The following is a 16,874-nucleotide window of genomic DNA, read 5'->3' on the forward strand; positions in this document are numbered from 1 at the left end:
TTGAGGGTTTCGAGGTCGCGATGAAAGGCAAGACGGTCAGCAGCAAGCAACAAGAAGTCCAGCGCATCGCCGAGATGCTCGCCAAGGCCATTGCCCAGCATCGCCTGCGCCCCGGCGTGCGCCTGGTCGAGGCGCACATCGTCGAGACCCTGCAAGCCAACCGCAACCACGTGCAGGCTGCGCTGCAACGCCTGGCCATGCAACGCATCGTCGACATCGAGCCCAACCGCGGCGCCACCGTGGCCCAGCCAAGTGCCCGCGAAGCACGGGAAATCTTCGCCGCACGCCGCGCCGTGGAGCGGGCGATCGTCGAGGCCATCACCCCGGCGCATGTCGCCGAGCATCAGGTACGCATCGAACAGCACATGCACGACGAGCGTGCAGCCACTGCCAGCACCGATCGCCGCGCCATCGTTCGCGAACTCAGTGAGTTTCACCTGTTGTTGGGTGAGGTGAGCGGTAACCAGGTGCTGGCCGACATCCTCGGCAACCTGATGGTGCGCAGTTCGCTGATCGTCGCCCTGTATCAGCGCGGTGACAGCCCGCCCTGTGCCTCGGACGAGCACCAGGCGATCATCGATGCCTTGCGCGCTGGCGATACCCAGGCGGCGGTGGACGAAATGATCGCGCACCTGGACGAACTCGAAGGCCAGTTGGCCCTCGAGGATGTGACTGCGCCTGAGGTCAACCTGCGCCAGGCACTGTCAGGGCTGTGAGCGGTGCTGGGAACAGCTCGGCCGGTGGCCGGCTGAAGGTCTGCCGGCCCTGTTTGAACCCCATCAGCGGCGCGGCGATACGGCCGATCACCTCGGCGGGCGAGGGCGCGTCGAACACCACGAAGTCGGCCCGGCAACCCGGTTCCAGGCCATAGTCGGCAAGGCGCAGCAGGCGCGCCGACTGCCGTGAGATCCAGCCCAGGCACAGCAGCAGTTCCTGCGGCGTGCCCAGTTGGGCGACGTTGGCGTACAGGTTGGCCTGACGCACCAGGGAGGCATCGCCATAGGGCGTGAAAGGGTTACCGATGTTGTTGCTGGACAACGAACAGGTCACCCCGCACTGATGCAGTTGTGCCAGCGGTGCCAGCCCCCTGGGCTTGTCATGGAAGCGGTCACGGCCGGTGAGAAACAGGTCGGTGGCCGGCAGGCAGGTGACGTGCACACCGGCTTCGGCCAACGCCTGGCCCATGCGCAGCAGTTCGGCCTGCGGCAGCGCCGAGAGCTTGGTCACATGGCCGACGGTGACCCGGCCTTGCCAGCCATGCTGGTGGGTGCAGCGGATCACCTCGCCCAAGGTCATGCCGGCGATTTGCAGGTCGAAGTCCAGGTGCAGGTCCAGGTCGCGATCGTAGGCCACCGCCAGTTCGAACAGCCGGCGGATCTGCGCTTTAGGGTCGGCGTCGGTGTAAGGGCAGCCGCCCAGCACTTCGGCGCCTTCGTCCAGGGCCTGGCACAACAGCGCTTCGGTCCCGGGGTTGTCGAGCATGCCTTCCTGCGGGAACACGCAGATCTCCAGGGTCACGGCCCAGGCGTAATCCGCCTGTAGCCTGCGGATGGCGCGCAGGCCGGTCAGGCCGACACCCGGGTCGATCTCGACATGGGTACGCATGTGCGTGGTGCCTTGTACGATGGCTTGCTCCAGCACAGCCGCGCCGCGGGCGTAAACATCGGCCTCGGTGAACGCGGCTTTGGCCAGGCGGGTCTGGGCGATGGCTTCGGCCAGCGTGCCTTCGCGCAGGTGGCAGCGCGAAAGGATGCAGGCCTTGTCCAGATGGATATGGGTTTCGATCAGGCCCGGCAGCACCAGCCGGCCGCCGAGGTCGAGCTTGGGCGCCGGCCGGCTCAGCCGGGCCACGAAGCGGCCGTCTTCGATCAGCAGACGGCTCAGTGCCGGGCCGTCGCCCAGGCGCACATTGATCAGTTCCAGATGGCTCATGCGGCGGCTCCAGCGCCCAGGTAGGCGGCTTCCAGTTGTGGGTCACCGCGAAGTTGCTCGGCGCTGCCCTGTTTGACGATGCGGCCGGTTTCCAGCACGTAGGCGCGGTCGGCCACCTGCAGTGCCAGGTTAGCCATCTGATCGACCAGCAGTAACGTCACGCCTTCGTCGCGCAGGGCGGCGAGGGCGTCGTACAGCTCGCCGATCATCGCCGGGGAGAGGCCCAGGGACGGCTCGTCCAGCAGCAGGATGCGTGGCTTGGCCATCAGCGCGCGGCCAATCGCGACCATCTGCTGTTCACCGCCCGAGAGCAGCCCGGCCGGGCTGTGGATGCGTTCGCGCAGGCGGGGGAAGCGCGTGAGGATCGCGGCGATTTCGCCGTCGGCATCGACGGCATCCTGGCGCACGTTGGCCCCCAGCAGCAGGTTCTCGCGCACGCTCAACTGGCCGAACAGCTGCCGGCCTTCAGGGACCAGGGCCAGGCCAAGGCGGGCGATCTGGCTGGCATCGAGGCTTTCGATGCTGCGGTTGTCCAGCACGATACTGCCGCCACGTGGCCGGTGCAGGCCGGCAAGGGCCTGCAGAATGCTCGATTTGCCGGCGCCATTGGCGCCCAGGATGGCGATCAGCTCACCCGGGTTGACCACCAGGTCGACAGCTTCGACCACTGGCGCCGCGCCATAGTCGATGCACAGGTCGCGCACGTGCAGCACGGCATCACGCGAGCCCGCCCAGGCCTGCGCGCGCGGCTGGGCCTGGTACTCGGTGCCCCCCAGGTACGCCGCAATCACCCGCGGGTCCGAGCGCACCTGTTCAGGGGTGCCCCAGGCGATCGGTTTGCCGGCGTCGAGCACCAGTAGCCTGTGCGACACGGCCATCACCAGCGGCATGTCGTGCTCGACCAGGATGATCGCCAGGTTGAAGGCGGCCAGGCGTTGCAGCAGCGTGGCCAGGCGGTCGGTGTCCTGCCGCCCAAGGCCCGCAGCCGGCTCGTCGAGCAGCAGCACCTGCGGCCGGCTGGCCAGCGCTCGGGCGATCTCGACCAAGCGGCGGTCGACGTGGGGCAGGTCATCGGCGGCGACGTGCAGGTTGCCGCGGTAGCCGACCAGCGCCAGCAACCCGATGGCCAAGGCCTTGCGTGTGGCTTGCTGGCACGGCCAGGGCCGTTCGATGGCACCTTGCTGAAAGGCCAGCAGCAGGTTCTCGAGCACGCTCAGCTCACCGAACAGCTGGGTGGTCTGGTACGTACGGGCGATACCGGCGCGCGCGATGCGCCAGGCCGGCTGCCCGGCCAGCTCCGCGCCCAGCTGTATCGAGCCGGTGTCGGGGCGGTAGAAACCACTGATCAGGTTGAGCACCGTGGATTTGCCCGCACCATTGGGCCCGATCAGGCTGGTGATGCTGCCTGGTAAGGCCTGCAGGCTGACGTGCTGCGCGGCTTGCACACCCCCGAAACGGATGCCGATGCCCTCGACCTTCAGCCCATGCCGCGCACCACCGGTGAAGAACGCCCGCAGCACCGCCGCATCCGGCTGTGCGGTGACCGGCTCGTGCCGCGGCCGCCAAAACCGCTTGGCGAGGCTGCCCAGCACACCGCGTGGTGCCGCCCACAGTACCGCCAGCAGCAAAACCGAGAACGCCAGCAGCCGGTACTCGGCAAAGTCGGCCAGCAGTTCAGGCAGCAGCACGATCACCAGTGCACCGAGCACCGGCCCGAACAGCATGCCGGCGCCACCGACGATCACCGCCAGGACGAACAGGATCGACTGCGAGAACGGGAACGCTGCCGGGTTGATGAACATCAGCACCGGCGCTACCAGCGCCCCGGCTGCGCCCGCCAGCCCTGCCGACAGGGCAAAGGCCAAGGTCCGCGTCTGCACCGGGTTGACCCCCAATGAACGGGCGGCGATCTCCGACGCCTTCACCGCCCGCATTGCCAGGCCCCAGCCGCTGCGCTGCAGGCTCCAGTAGAACGCCAGCGCCGCCAGCATCAGCAGCACCGCAGCCAGTGCCAGCAGCAGGGCCGGGTCCAGCGTGCCGACTTCAGGCAGTGGAATGCCCATCAGGCCGTTGGCACCGCCAGTGATGCTGCGCCACTCGATCAGGCCGTTGTGCACCACCAGGGCAAAGGCAATGGTGATCATTGCCAGGTAAGGCCCGCTGACCCGTAGCGCCGGGATCGCCAGCAAGCCGCCCAACAGCGCGCAGCCAAGGCCGGCCAGGGGCAGGGCGCCCGACAGCGGCAGGCCGGCAAGTGTCAGCAGTGCCGACAGGTAGGCGCCGATGGCATAGAACGCGATGTGCCCGAAGGACATCTGCCCGGACAAACCGATCAGGATGTTCAGGCCCACGCCGACGGTGACCGCCAGCGCGTACAAGGTCAGGATCAACAGCCAGTAGCTGTCCAGGCCCAATGCCAGGCCAAGGCTGGCGACCCCGAACAGGGCCAGGCCGAGGGGGGCGAGTCGCTCGCGCATGGTCATACCTTTACCCAGAGTTTGCGGCCGAACAGGCCGTCAGGACGTGCCGCGAGTACCACGATCACCAGTGCAAAGCACAGCAATTGCGTGAACGCAGAGCCGAAATACAGCGTGACCACCGCCTCGAGCAGGCCAAACAGCAGGCCTGCCGCGAACACCCCACCCGCACTGGCGATGCCGCCGAGGATGGCCACGGCGAAAGCCTTCAGGCCGAACAACGTGCCCATGTCGGCGTGCACGTTGTACAGCGGTGCGATCAGCAGGCCCGCCAGCGCCGCGAACACGGTCGACAGGGCGAAGGCCGCCGCCACCACGCGGTTCACGTCGATGCCCATCAGCCGGGCTGCCCGTGGGTTCTGCACGCAGGCTTCCAGGCGCAGGCCCAGCTGTGTGCGTCGGCGCACCCAGTAAAGCGCGGCCGCCACCGCCGCACCGGCCAGCGGAATGGCCAACTGCACGGCATTCAGGCTGCTGTCGCCCAGGTCCAGGCGCAGGCTGGTCAGGGCACTGCCGAACTGCCGTGGCTCCTTGCCGAAGGTGAACATCGCCAGGTTGTCCAGCAGCAGCCCGCCCGCCACGGTCGCCATCAGCCAGGCGTCCGAGCCACGGGCATGGAAGGGGCGCACCAGAAAACGCTCGATGGCCAGGCCCAGCACCGCGCACAGCAGCAGGGTAGTGGGCAGTGCCAGCCACAACGGCCAGCCCCAGGTCACGGTCAGGCTGTAGCCAAGCACGGCGCCGACCATCATCGCGCTGCCCTGGGCGAAGTTGACCGTGCGCGACACGGCATAGGTGAGGTGAAAGCCCAGCGCCAGCAGCGCATACATGCTGCCCAGGCCCAGGCCGCTGACCAGTGCGGTGGTGATCATGTCGAGGGCCTCCGCTCAGGGCGTCACGGGTACGATGGTGTCGCCATCGAAGCGGCTGAAGACATAGTCCTCAGGGCCCAGGGCGTCGTGGCGGTCAACACTGAACGGCTGCTGGTAGTGTTTGATCAGCCCCTCGTAGTCGCTGATGGCATAGAACCCGTCACGCACCTTCGTGCCTTGGGTATCCTGGGCCTTGTCGATCGCCAGGGCCACCAGGTGCATGGCGTCGTAGGCGTTGGCGATGCCCACGGCGGGGGTCACGTCGGCCAGGGTCTTGACCTGCGGGTAACGCTGCTTGAGAGCGGCCAGCAAGGCATCGCCGCGGGCGCTGTTGTGGGCGCTGAAGACAAACGTCTGGATGAAGTGCACGCGCCCGGCGTCAGGCCCGGCCAGCTCGCCGAAGCGGCCGCCGGCCGGGCCCCAGTGCGACACCACCGGCACGTTCCAGCCCATCTGCTGGAGCGATTTGACCACCTGCGCCGAAGGCCCGACGTTGCCCACCAGCAGCAGGGTGTCGACGCCTGCGTTTTTCAGGCGGGTGAGTTGCGGCACCATGTCCAGGTCACTGTCCTCAAAGCGCTCGGCCGGCGCCTGGGCCATGTCGCGGCGGGCCATAGCGGCGTTTAGCCCTGCCAGGTTCGACTCGCCCCAAGGGTTATTGGCCAGGATCAGGCCCGGGCACTTCATGCCCTGGCGCAGGCCATAGGCGACCAGTGCTTCGTCCACCTGTTCATCCACCGCCGACACGCGGAACACGTAGTTGTCCTTTGCGCCGTTCTCGGTGATTTTGGTGCCTGCCGCCCAGATCCCCATGAACGGCGTTTTCAGTTGGTTGGCCAACGGCACGATGGCCAGCGACACCGGGGTGTCGAGGCCGCCGAACAGCACGCTGACCTTTTCCCGCTGGATCAACTCGCGCGCCGCCAGCATGCCCTTGGCCGGGTTGCTCTCGTCATCGCGGCGCACCAGTTCCACCGGGCGGCCCAGCAGCCCGCCTTGGGCGTTGATCTCATCGATGGCCAGGGTCAGGCCCCGGGTCAGGGCCTCGCCGGACTTGGCAGACTGCCCCGACAACGCGGCCACCAGGCCCACCTTGATCGGCTCTGCAGCCTGTACCCAGCCCGTGCAGCAGGCCAGGGAAAAGGCTGCGCAGGGCAGCCAGCGACGTAGCAAGGAACCGCTGAACATGGTTCGAACTCCTGATTGCTAGCAATTTATAAAAATGTGCTAGCAAAACAGGTGCCATTTGGAAAATACTTCGGGCACCCCGTGTTTTGGGGCTTGCGCCTTCGGCTTCAGCGCCCTCGCGTGCACTGGATCAAGGCATCGCTCGGGGCCTGCGCCCCGTTCTGGACACCCTCGGAGACTTGCAATGACCGAAAGCAACAGCGCCGTACAGATCGTTCGCGACTTCCTCGCTGCTTCCATGGCCCCCGACCCGGTGCGCGCTGCCACGTTCATGAGCGACGACGTGCGCATTACCTTTACCGGCGGCCGCGCGATGCCCACCCCGGCCGATATCACCGCGTTCAATGGCGCGCGTTACACCTGGGTGAAGAAGCAGCTGGGGCAGTTCGACTGGTGTGAGCGCGAGGACCACACCGTGGTGTATTCCAATGGCACCCTGTACGGGCAGTGGCCGGATGGCCGCAGCTTTTCCGGCAACCGTTACCTGGACCGTTTCGAAGTGAAGGCGGGCAAGATCGTGCGCATGGATGTGTGGAACGACAGCGCCGAATGGATGCTGGCGCCGGAGATCGGCAAGGCCTGAGCGGGTCAGTTGCGGTGTGGCCTGAGGTATCGCCGTTGGCGATACCTGGTAGCGCGAAACCCGCACCGTGAGCGCACCGCTGTCGGGTATAAGTTGCCCATGCGCTACCGACGTCTCGATTTGAACCTGCTGGTCGCCCTGGATGTGCTGCTCGATGAGTGCAGCGTCAGCCGGGCGGCGCAGCGCCTCAACCTTGGCCAGTCTGCCACCAGCGCTGCGCTGGGGCGCCTGCGCGAGCACTTTCAGGACCCCCTGCTGATCCCCCTCGGGCGCGGCCTTGAGCCCAGTGCCCTGGCGCGGCAGTTGGCACCCAAGGTGCGGGAGGCGCTGAGCTTGGTCGGGGAGGTGGTCGAGACGTCCCTGGGCTTCGATCCCGGCCGCTGTGAGCGGCGCTTCACCCTGGTGGCATCGGACTATGTGGCGGCCACTGTCATGCCTGCCCTCAGCCGTGTGCTGGACCGCGTGGCCCCCGGTATCTCGCTGGTGGTTCGCGACCTGCCGGTGTCGCGTGACGGTGACGTGGTGGCCGAGGCCCTGGACTACCGCCGTAGCGATCTGGTGATCGTGCCTCAGCGGCGCATCAACCTGCGCTATCCCCACTCAGTGTTGCTCGAAGATGAGCTGTGCTGCGTTGTGTGTGCGCACGAAGCGGCTTACCAGTCGGGCCTTGGCCTGGCTCAGTTCTGTGCGGCCGCGCATGTCGTGCGCGAGTTCACCGATGGCCAAAACCTCTCGGTCGACACCCAGCACCTGCGCGATATCGGCATCGAGCGGCGTGTGGCCGTGGCGGTGCCAAGCTTCGCGCTGATGGGCGACTTCGTCAGCGGTACGCCGCGCATCGCGACGTTGTTCCGGCGCCAGGCCCAAGCGCTGGCGCGTCATCATGCGCTTCGGGTACTGCCTTCGCCCATCGCCTTCCCGATGGTTGCGCAAGTGCTGCAGTGGCACCCGCAGCAAGCATCCGACCCGGCCCTGGGCTGGCTCCGGCAGGTGCTCACCGAGCAGGCGGCGGGGGTCGATCACGCCTGAGGGTCGCCCGTATCAGCGGCCAGGCCCAGTTCTGCGATGGCCAGCAAGGCGCAGCGTTCATCATTGTCAGAGGTGTCACCGCTGACGCCGATGGCCCCCAGCAGGGCGCCTTCGGCATTGCGCAGCAGAACACCGCCGGGCACCGGGATCACGTGGCCATGGGTCAGGCTGTTGATCGCGTCGAAGAACGCTGGCATCACCTGAGCGCGGCGTGCCAGCTCCCGGCCACCGAAGCCCATGCCCAGGCAGCCGCTGGCTTTCGCGGTGGCGATTTGCGGGCGCAAGGCGCTGGCCTGCTCATCGCGCAACAGCGCCAGTGGGTGGCCTGCCGCATCGAGCACGGCGGCGGCCAGGGGCCGCATGCCCAAGGCCCGGGCATGTCGCAGCGTGGACGCGGCAAGCCGCGTGGCGGTTTCGAAATCGAGCACCTGCATGATCACTGGCTCCATTTGCCAAGCTCGGCGACACGGTCGCGGGTGTAGAGTTCGGTCCATTTCAGGGAGTTGAAGTCCGAGACCTGTTTGGGGTTGTAAGGGGTGCGTTGCAGGCGTACCGGTTGGCCTGCCTTGTACACCGCCTGCAGGCGGTTGCGGTCTTGCAGGATGCGGATGTCATCGAGCGGCGAGCCGTCGAGGAGCAACAGGTCGGCCTGCTTGCCTGGCTCCAGGGTGCCGAGCGTTTCACCGCGCGGCATCAGGCGTGCGCCGACGTTGGTTGCCGCGTGCAGCGCTTGGGCCGTGGTGAAACCCAGGCGCGTGACCAGCAACTCCAGTTCACGCGCATGCCACTCACCGTAAGGGGTAACGGCAAAACCGCTGTCGCTGCCGCAGGCGAACGGCACACCGGCGGCCTTGGCGCGCTTGAGCACCGGCGTGCCCAGTTCCAGGGTACGGGCGCAGTAGCCGGCGTAGCCTGTGGTCACTGCCGGGTCGTGGGGCTGGCAGAAATCTACGGTGTTCTGCGGGAAGGTCATGGTGGGCGCCAGTACGCTGCCTGCCTCCAGCAGCGCTTCGATGCAGGCGTCGTCCATGTAGAAGGCATGGAACACCAGATCCACGCCTGCCTTGGCCGCGTACATCACCGCTTCGCGGCCGTAGGCGTGAGTGGCTACCCGGCAGCCGAGGCGGTGCGCCTCGTCGACCATTTCGCGGGTTTCATCGGCGGTGAAGGCCGCGATGATCTCCCCGTTGGGGCGGCGGTGTGTGCCGTCCATGGCGATCTTGATCAGGTCGACGCCATCCTTGGCCTGCTTGCGGATCTGCGCGATGGCTTCGGTACGGCTGGTAACCAGCGCCGCAGTGAAGTATTCAGGGGCGCCGACGCGGCTGGGAAACCAGTCGTTGAGGCTTTGCCGGTTGGTGATCACACGGCTGCTTGCGGCAATGCGCGGGCCTTCGAAGAGCCCGGCGTTGACCGTATTGCGCACAGCGATGCTGAGCTGGCCGCTGTCACCCGGGCAGACCATCGAGGTGACCCCGGCAGCCAGTACGTGCTGGGCAAAGAACATACCGCGCAAGGCGCGGAATTCATCACTGGTCCAGATGTCGATGTCTTCTTCGCTCTGGGCGTTGCCGAACGCCAGGTGAGTGTGCACATCGACCAGCCCCGGCATGACGAAGTCGCCGCGTACTTCGCGGTCACCGGGCACTGGGCGCGGTGCCTGGGCGGTCGCGCCAACATGGCGTATCACGCCGTTTTCGATGATCAGCGTCTGTTGCTGGCGTGCCTGAAGGCTGGCGCCGTCGAACAGGGTGGCGCAGTGAAGGTGCAAGGCGCTCATGGTCGGATGCTACTCCTCGTGTTGTTTCCGGCAGGCTATGTGCCTGCGGCGCCTGGCACCATCAGATCCTGTCGTTGGCCACCCATCGATGGCATCGATACCTGCGCCGGCGCCCGCGCCCGCAAGGGTTCAGGCGGTATGCCCGCCAAGGGTTTCGGCAACCCAGTCGGCGATGTACTGGCCGGCATTGATGCTGTTGTCGAAGCTTGAATGCTGCACGCCGCCTTCGCGCTCAGTGAAGATCTTCAGTTCGCGCTTGGGGCTGTTGACCAGTTGCTCGTAGGTGCGGTGGGCCCACTTGAGCGGAATCTGCGAGTCCTTTTCACCGTGGGTCACCAGGAAGGGCACGCGAATGCGGTCGAGCACGCCATCGAGGTGCACGTTTTCGGCAATGGTCATGAATTCGTCCATGTCCTTCGCGCCCCAGACCCAGCACACGTGCGCCCAGTAATGCGGCACCGGGAAGTCGCCTTCCTTCTCCAGGCGCCGCTTCTGCACGTCGCGCCAGTCGTGGTTGGCGCCCCACACCACGCCGCAGGCAAAGCGCGGCTCGAAGGCCACCGCTCGCGGGCAGTAGTACCCCCCCAGCGAAACCCCCTCCATACCGATGCGCTTGGCGTCGACTTCCGGGCGGGTTTCCAGCCAGTCCACCACGCGGCTGGCCCAATGTTCGCTGTCGTAACGGGCGGTCAGGCCTTGAAGGCGCAGCGCCTCGCCCGTGCCGGGTTGGTCGATGATCAGCGAGGAAACGCCACGTTTGGCCAGCCACGCCGGCAGGCCGACGCGATATTTCATTTCTTTGGTCGAATCCAGCCCATTGACCTGCACCAGCAGTGGCGCCGGGCCGGTGGTGCCTTCGGCGCGCACCAGCAGGCCACTCAGATACTGGCCTTCGTAGGGGATTTGCACCCGCTCGCAGTTTTCCCGCGACAGCTCGATGCCGCGGGCGAAGGTCTGCAGGAAACGCTGGTACAGCGCCTCGCGCCCTGGCGCACCATGGGCCTGCAGGCGTTCGCAGGTCAGGTAGTAGGTGGCGGCGCGGTTGTATTTTTCGCCAGCGGACAGGCATCGGCCAGCGGCCTCGTCTTCATCGGCCAGGGCGCAGAGCTTGTCGGCCATCTTTGACCAGGTTTCGCGAAAGGCCTGGGTGCCGGCGGCGTCAGGTTGCCGCGCCGCCTCCTGCAGCGGCGCGCACATGGCTTCGATCTCGCCCAGGCGGGCGCCCATTTCGATGGCCAGGTCCACCGAGAGGTTCCAGACGTAGTTGGTGGGGAAGTAGCGGAACATTGTTGTTGTCCTTCTGCGGTCGTTGGGTCCGGTGCCTGAGCATCGCGCCAGGCACACAAGGCGATGTCCGAAGGCAAGTTACGCAGACAGGGCGAGGAGGGGCCAATCGTGAACAGGGATGCGAGGTATCGCCAAACGCGATGCCCCGGCGACATGGCGCCGGCCGGGGCGATGGCTGCCGGTCAGGCGCTGGCCCGCAGGGCTTCAGGTCGCTGGTCCAGGTGCTGGATGAAATCGCTGATGCGCTCACGCAGCCAGCGGTGCATGGGGTCACCGTCCATGCTGCGGTGCCAGAGCATGAACTCGCGCATCACCGGGATCTTCACCGGTGGTGGCAGGATCCGCAGGGGCAGATAGCGGGCATACAGCTGCGCCAGGCGCCGGTGCATGGTGGCCACACGAGGGGTGCCTACCAGCAGTTGCGGCAGGGTGTTGAAGTCGTTGGTGATCACTTCCAGGCGGCGATTGAAACCGTACTGGTTCATGAACCAGTCCTCGATGCTCAGGTGCCGGTTACGGCCAAAGCCCACCGAGATATGCCCCATCTGCATGTACTGCTCCAGCGTCAGGCTGTCGCCGACCTGCGGGTTGTCGCGCCAGACCACGCACACGTGATCTTCCTCGAACAACAGCTGGGAGGGGTGGCCTTCGATGAGGTACCGCTCGGGCACGATCATCATGTCGACTTCGCCGCGCATCAGAAGCTCGGCGCTGTTGTCGCCGGGGCTGATCATCTCGAAGGTGATGTGCGGCGCCTGAAGGTGGATTTTCTGGATGACCTGGGCGAACAGCACGCTGATCAGGTAGTCCGAGGTCACCAGGCGCAGGTGCCGTTTGCTGCTCGACGGGTCGAATACCGGCTTGGCGGTAATCGAGGAGCGGATGGTCAGCAGCACCTCGCGCACCGGCTGGGCCAGCTCCAGCGCATAGGGCGTGGGCTGCATCTTGCGGCCCACCTGCACCAGCAGTTCGTCCTCGAAAAACGTTCGCAAGCGGCCCAGCACGCCACTGGTGGCCGATTGCGTCATGTGCAGGCGTTCAGCGGCACGGGTGATGTTCTGCTCATCGAGCAGGACATCCAGTGCCACCAACAGATTCAGATCCAGGTGGTGAAAGCGCATGGTGATAGCTCACGGTTCTTGTAGTTATTTTCGCGATACCTTCCCGCCGCATCGCCGATACGTCAAGGCCAATCTGCCGTTGAACCGAGCCAACGCCAGGCGCCATGGGCTGGCGCACAGGTATCGCGTTTACCGATGCCTCGCATCCTGACTCACGATTGGTCAGCCTGGCCGATCAGCCAGCAATCTGCCCTCCAGTCGAGCGGCCAGCCCGCCGCCACGACCTGCTACCGGTGACCCTGGCTGGCACCGAACAATAATTTCAATGGAGTGGTAGCCATGAACATTCTTGGACTCGACGCACTGGTGTTTGGCGTCGACGATATCCAGGCCTGCGCCGATTGCCTGCGTGATTACGGCCTGTCAGCCGTACAACTGGATGGCGACGGTGGCCGTTTCGAAGCGCTCGACGGCACGGCGATCATCATCCGTCGCGGCGATGACCCCCACCTGCCGCCGGCCCTGGGCCCGACCCCATCGCTGCGTGAAACCGTGTATGGCGTCGCCGCGGCGCAGGACCTCGAGGCCATCGCCGACGAGCTGGGGCGCGACCGCGAGGTGCGCCGCGACGCGCAGGGCGTGCTGCACAGTGTCGACGACCTGGGCTTTGCCATCGCCTTCCAGGTCACCTGCAGGCGCAGCTTCCAGGCGCCGGCCGACCTCACCAACGCGCCCGGCAGCACGCCGCAGCGGCCACTCAACCAATTGGGCATCACCCTGGACATGCCAGCGCAGCCGCGCACCCTGTCCCATGTGGTGTACTTCGTGCCGGACGCGGCCAAAGGCGAAGCCTTCTATCGCGACCGCCTGGGTTTCGTCACCACCGACAGCTTCATCGGCGTCGGCCCGTTCATGCGGACCGCGGGCATGGACGATCACCACTGCCTGTTCATGATCCAGACCCCGCCCCACATGCAGGGCTGCGAGCATTTCACCTTCCATATGGGCAGCGGCACGGAAGTGCTGCTGGCCGGCAATCGCTTCCAGCAAAAAGGCTGGACCAGTTTCTGGGGCCCAGGCCGTCACCTGCTGGGCTCGAACTGGTTCTGGTACTTCAACAGCCCGCTGGGCTGCCACATCGAGTACGACGCCGACATGGACAAGCATGACGACCAGTGGGCGGCGCGCCAGGCGCCGATGTCGGCCGACAACTCGCAGCTGTTCCTCTTCGCTGCGCGGGAGAAGTGGGCGCCCGGTGGCCCACCGCCAAAACAGGCCTGAGCAATGGCTGGTGTGGCGCTGTGCCCGCTCGCGGAGCTGGGCGAGGGCAAGGCCCGCGGCTTCGACCCGCAGAGCAAGGGGGCAGACAGCCTGTTCGCCCTCCGGCACGGCGGGGTCGTGCGGGTGTACCGCAACCTTTGCCCGCACCTGCGGGTACCGCTGGAGTACCGCAAGGACCGCTTTCTCAGTGCCGATGGCCAGTGGGTGGTCTGCTACGCCCATGGCGCGCGCTTTCGGCCTGACGATGGCACCTGCGTGCACGGCCCGTGCCGTGGCGATGCACTGCAGGCGCTCGATCACCGTGAGGTGGACGGCTGGCTGGTAGTGCCGCTGGAACAGTTGCACCCCTGAGGTATCGCGCCGCGTGATAGGTCGCATCCCAGGACTCGATTGGTCAAAGCCCGGCGCTGCCGGGAAGCTGTGCCCAAGGCACAGGACATGCCCGCCGCCCACGCTGCGGCGAACAACAAGAACAAGACGTGAGGGATGCCATGAATACTGTGAGCAACGTACTGATCGTGGGCGGCGGGATTGGCGGGCTGTGCGCTGCCATCGCGCTGCGGCGCAAGGGGATAGCGGTCGACCTGGTCGAACTCAAGACCGAGTGGACCGTCTACGGCGTCGGCATCATCCAGCAGAGCAACGTGGTGCGCGAGATGCACCGCCTGGGGGTGCTCGACGCCTACCTGAACGCGGCCTACGCCTTCGAAGACGTGGCCATCTACACCACTGAAGGCCACCCATTGGCGCGGATCCCGGGGCAGCGCCTGGCCGGCCCGCAGTACCCGGCCAACGTCGGCATCTCCCGCCGCGCCTTGCACAAGGTGCTGAGCGAAACCGCCATCGAACTCGGTACCCAGGTACGCCTGGGCACCTCTGTGGAGCGCTTCGAGCAGGATGCCACTGGCATCGACGTGCTGTTCAGCGATGGCCGCCAGGGGCGCTATGCGCTGATGGTCGGCGCCGATGGGCTGTACTCGAAGATCCGTGGTTTGCTGTTCGGTGATGCCTACCAGCCGCGATTCACCGGCCAGTCGGTGTGGCGCCACAACTTCCCGCGCGCAGCCGGTATCGACCACCTGGCCAACTTCCAGGGCCCCTCGGGTAATGCTGGGCTGGTACCGCTGGCCGACAACCTGATGTACCTGTTCACCACCTCCCACGAACCGGGCAACCCGTGGATGGACCCGGCCGGGCTTGCCGCGGGCCTGCGCCAGCGCCTGGCGGGGTTTGGCGGGTTGATCGGTGAGCTGCGCGAACAGGTCTGTGACAGCGCAGAGGTCGTCTACAAGCCACTGGAAGCGGTGTTCGTCGACGAGCCCTGGTATCGCGGCCGCGTGCTGCTGATCGGGGATGCGGCCCATGCCACCACGCCGCACCTGGGGCAGGGCGCGGGCATGGCCATCGAAGACGCCGTGGTGCTGGCCGAGGCGCTGACCGCCGGCGGCAGCCTGGACGAGCAGTTGCAGTGCTTCATGGGGCGCCGGTTCGAGCGCTGCAAGTACATCAGCGACATGTCGCTGCTGGCGGGCGAGAAAGAGGTCCAGCGGGACCCGTCCTTCGACCGCATCGGCCTGGTCAAGCAGATGCTCGAGGTCACCGCTCGGCCGATCTGATCCCTGTGCCCGGCGCACCCTGCCTTGCCGGCGCGCCGCGGTGCATGCCAACACCGACACAAGAACAAGAAAGAGGAAACCCCGATGTTGACTCGCAAAGGTGCAACCGCCCGGCCGTTGCCGCCGCTCAAACCCATCACCCTGGCGATTTTCGCCCTGGCGGCCAGCCAGGCCCAGGCCATGCAATTCGACACTGGCATCCCCGACCTGCGGGTGCGCTGGGACAATACCCTGAAGTACAGCGCCGCCTGGCGCACCCAGGATGCCAGCAGCAAACTCACCGAAGGGCAGACGGCCCTGAACCTGGATGATGGTGACCGCAATTTCGACAAAGGCCTGATTTCAAACCGCCTGGACCTGCTGTCAGAGCTGGATGTGACCTACGGCAACGTCGGCGCCCGGGTCAGTGGTGCGGCCTGGTATGACGATGTCTACAACCAGGGTTCCGACAACGGCGACCCCAGCCGCGCCAACAGCTATTCGGTCGATTACGATGAGTTCACCGATGACACCCGCACCTTGCACGGGCGCAAAGGCGAGTTGCTCGACGCGTTCATCTTTGGCAAGACCGAGATCGGTGGGCTGCCGGTGTCTGGCCGTTTGGGCCGTTACGCCATGCAGTGGGGCGAGAGCCTGTTCTATGGCATGAACGGTATCGCCGGGGGCATGGCGCCGGTGGATGTGGTCAAGGGCCTGTCGGTGCCCAACACCCAGTTCAAGGAGCTGATCCGCCCGGTGCAGCAGATTTCCGGGCAGTTGCAGCTGACGCCGGATGTCTCCCTTGGCGCCTACTACCAGTTCGAGTGGGAGGCCAACCGCCTGCCGGCAGCTGGCAGCTATTTCTCCACCGACGACTTCTTTGGCGACGGCGCAGAGCGCATGTTCGTTGGCGCGCCGGTGTTCCCGGGCGGCCAGCCGCTGGCCTTCTACCACGGCAACGACAAGGAAGCCAAAGACTCGGGGCAGGGCGGTGTGCAGTTGCGCTGGCGCAGCGAAACCGTGGACTGGGGGCTCTACGCCATTCGCTTCCACGACAAGTCGCCGCAGCTCAACGTACGCCCCGACTTCGCCAACCTCGACCCGGTCAGTGGCAAGGCCGGCGAGTTCTACTGGGTTTATCCGGAGGGCATCGAGGCACTGGGCGGCAGTTTTTCCACCACCCTGGGCAACTTCAACGTCGCTGGCGAGCTGTCCACCCGTTGGAACCAGCCATTGGCCTCGACGAACCAGCATGCACTGGCGACGGACGAGCCGATCGACAACGATGACAACCCGGTTTACGCCACCGGCCGCACCCTGCATGCCAACGTCTCCTGGCTGGCCAGCCTGGAGCCCAACTTCATTGCCGCCGAGTCGAGTTTCCTGGGCGAGATAGCCTGGAACCGGGTGATGAGCGTGAGCAAGAACGCCGACGCCGTCGACCCCAACGCCGACCGCGATGCCACCAGCCTGCGCCTGGTGTTCGAGCCGATGTACCGGCAGATCTACCCTGGCCTGGACCTCTCCGTGCCGATCGGTGCGAGCTACACCAACGGTGCCTCGATGGCCTTGGGTACCGGTTTTGGCAGCGACCATGGCGGCGACCTGAACATCGGCCTGAAAGGCAACTATCTCAACACCTGGAGCCTGGGCCTGACCTACACGCACTACTACGGCCCGGAAAACACCTTCCTCGATGCCGCCAACAACTACACCTTCGAACAGTCGCTCAAAGACCGCGACTTCATCGCCTTCACCGTCAGCCGTACCTTCTGACCGAGGACTACCC

At 66.1% G+C, this 16,874-nt stretch carries 15 protein-coding genes; 7 read left to right on the forward strand and 8 right to left on the reverse strand.

The genetic code is table 11. The features are described 5' to 3' along the window. Window positions 1-20: 20 nt before the first annotated feature. The gene (locus tag OSW16_RS11185) at window positions 21-716 is read left to right on the forward strand and encodes a GntR family transcriptional regulator (protein ID WP_267823082.1); all 696 of its coding nucleotides are present in this window, start codon (window positions 21-23) and stop codon (window positions 714-716) included. On the opposite strand, the gene OSW16_RS11190 is transcribed toward OSW16_RS11185, so the two are convergent. From OSW16_RS11190 to OSW16_RS11205, 4 genes are read right to left on the reverse strand one after another with little or no spacing between them, the layout of a single operon-like run. Beyond that, a complete protein-coding gene (locus OSW16_RS11190; RefSeq protein WP_267823084.1) occupies window positions 685-1,932 on the reverse strand; it encodes an amidohydrolase family protein in 1,248 nt (415 codons plus the stop codon). The two genes, OSW16_RS11185 and OSW16_RS11190, sit on opposite strands and share 32 nt — an antisense overlap. Further along, window positions 1,929-4,415, reverse strand: a complete 2,487-nt coding sequence (locus tag OSW16_RS11195; protein WP_418942101.1) for an ATP-binding cassette domain-containing protein — start codon at window positions 4,413-4,415, stop codon at window positions 1,929-1,931. Before OSW16_RS11195 ends, OSW16_RS11190 begins: the two co-directional genes overlap by 4 nt. Further along, window positions 4,412-5,281, reverse strand: a complete 870-nt coding sequence (locus OSW16_RS11200; protein ID WP_267823088.1) for a branched-chain amino acid ABC transporter permease — start codon at window positions 5,279-5,281, stop codon at window positions 4,412-4,414. The genes OSW16_RS11195 and OSW16_RS11200 overlap by 4 nt, the downstream gene beginning before the upstream one ends. Window positions 5,282-5,296: 15 nt before the next feature. Then, window positions 5,297-6,469, reverse strand: a complete 1,173-nt coding sequence (locus OSW16_RS11205) for an ABC transporter substrate-binding protein (protein ID WP_267823090.1) — start codon at window positions 6,467-6,469, stop codon at window positions 5,297-5,299. 184 nt (window positions 6,470-6,653) lie between these two features. On the opposite strand from OSW16_RS11205, the gene OSW16_RS11210 reads away from it, so the two are divergent. Beyond that, on the forward strand, window positions 6,654-7,052 hold the full coding sequence (locus OSW16_RS11210) for a nuclear transport factor 2 family protein (protein ID WP_241805894.1): 399 nt from the start codon (window positions 6,654-6,656) through the stop codon (window positions 7,050-7,052). A gap of 99 nt (window positions 7,053-7,151) precedes the next feature. Continuing rightward, window positions 7,152-8,081, forward strand: coding sequence for a LysR family transcriptional regulator (locus tag OSW16_RS11215; RefSeq protein WP_267823092.1), 930 nt, complete (start codon window positions 7,152-7,154; stop codon window positions 8,079-8,081). On the opposite strand, the gene OSW16_RS11220 is transcribed toward OSW16_RS11215, so the two are convergent. From OSW16_RS11220 to OSW16_RS11235, 4 genes are all read right to left on the reverse strand, one after another. Then, the gene (locus tag OSW16_RS11220) at window positions 8,072-8,515 is read right to left on the reverse strand and encodes a GlcG/HbpS family heme-binding protein (RefSeq protein ID WP_267823938.1); all 444 of its coding nucleotides are present in this window, start codon (window positions 8,513-8,515) and stop codon (window positions 8,072-8,074) included. The genes OSW16_RS11215 and OSW16_RS11220 overlap by 10 nt on opposite strands. 2 nt (window positions 8,516-8,517) lie before the next feature. Then, entirely contained in the window at window positions 8,518-9,861 is a 1,344-nt protein-coding gene (locus OSW16_RS11225) for a metal-dependent hydrolase family protein (protein ID WP_267823094.1), read from the reverse strand. Window positions 9,862-9,990: 129 nt separating this feature from the next. After that, window positions 9,991-11,148: an alpha/beta hydrolase family protein gene (locus OSW16_RS11230; RefSeq protein WP_267823096.1), complete on the reverse strand. Its 1,158-nt coding sequence runs from the start codon at window positions 11,146-11,148 to the stop codon at window positions 9,991-9,993. A gap of 182 nt (window positions 11,149-11,330) precedes the next feature. Continuing rightward, window positions 11,331-12,269 (reverse strand): LysR family transcriptional regulator, encoded by a 939-nt coding sequence (locus OSW16_RS11235; RefSeq protein WP_267823098.1) that lies wholly within the window; start codon window positions 12,267-12,269, stop codon window positions 11,331-11,333. Window positions 12,270-12,548: 279 nt separating this feature from the next. On the opposite strand from OSW16_RS11235, the gene OSW16_RS11240 reads away from it, so the two are divergent. The 4 genes from OSW16_RS11240 (at window position 12,549) to OSW16_RS11255 (ending at window position 16,861) form a co-directional block, all read left to right on the forward strand. Next, a complete protein-coding gene (locus OSW16_RS11240; RefSeq protein WP_267823100.1) occupies window positions 12,549-13,490 on the forward strand; it encodes a VOC family protein in 942 nt (313 codons plus the stop codon). Between the two features lie 3 nt (window positions 13,491-13,493). Further along, entirely contained in the window at window positions 13,494-13,841 is a 348-nt protein-coding gene (locus tag OSW16_RS11245; RefSeq protein ID WP_267823102.1) for a Rieske (2Fe-2S) protein, read from the forward strand. A gap of 140 nt (window positions 13,842-13,981) precedes the next feature. Beyond that, the gene (locus OSW16_RS11250; protein WP_267823105.1) at window positions 13,982-15,106 is read left to right on the forward strand and encodes an FAD-dependent oxidoreductase; all 1,125 of its coding nucleotides are present in this window, start codon (window positions 13,982-13,984) and stop codon (window positions 15,104-15,106) included. Between the two features lie 84 nt (window positions 15,107-15,190). Then, window positions 15,191-16,861: a DUF1302 domain-containing protein gene (locus tag OSW16_RS11255; RefSeq protein ID WP_267823107.1), complete on the forward strand. Its 1,671-nt coding sequence runs from the start codon at window positions 15,191-15,193 to the stop codon at window positions 16,859-16,861. Window positions 16,862-16,874: the final 13 nt, after the last annotated feature.

The organism is Pseudomonas putida (assembly GCF_026625125.1).
Taxonomy (GTDB): domain Bacteria; phylum Pseudomonadota; class Gammaproteobacteria; order Pseudomonadales; family Pseudomonadaceae; genus Aquipseudomonas; species Aquipseudomonas putida_X.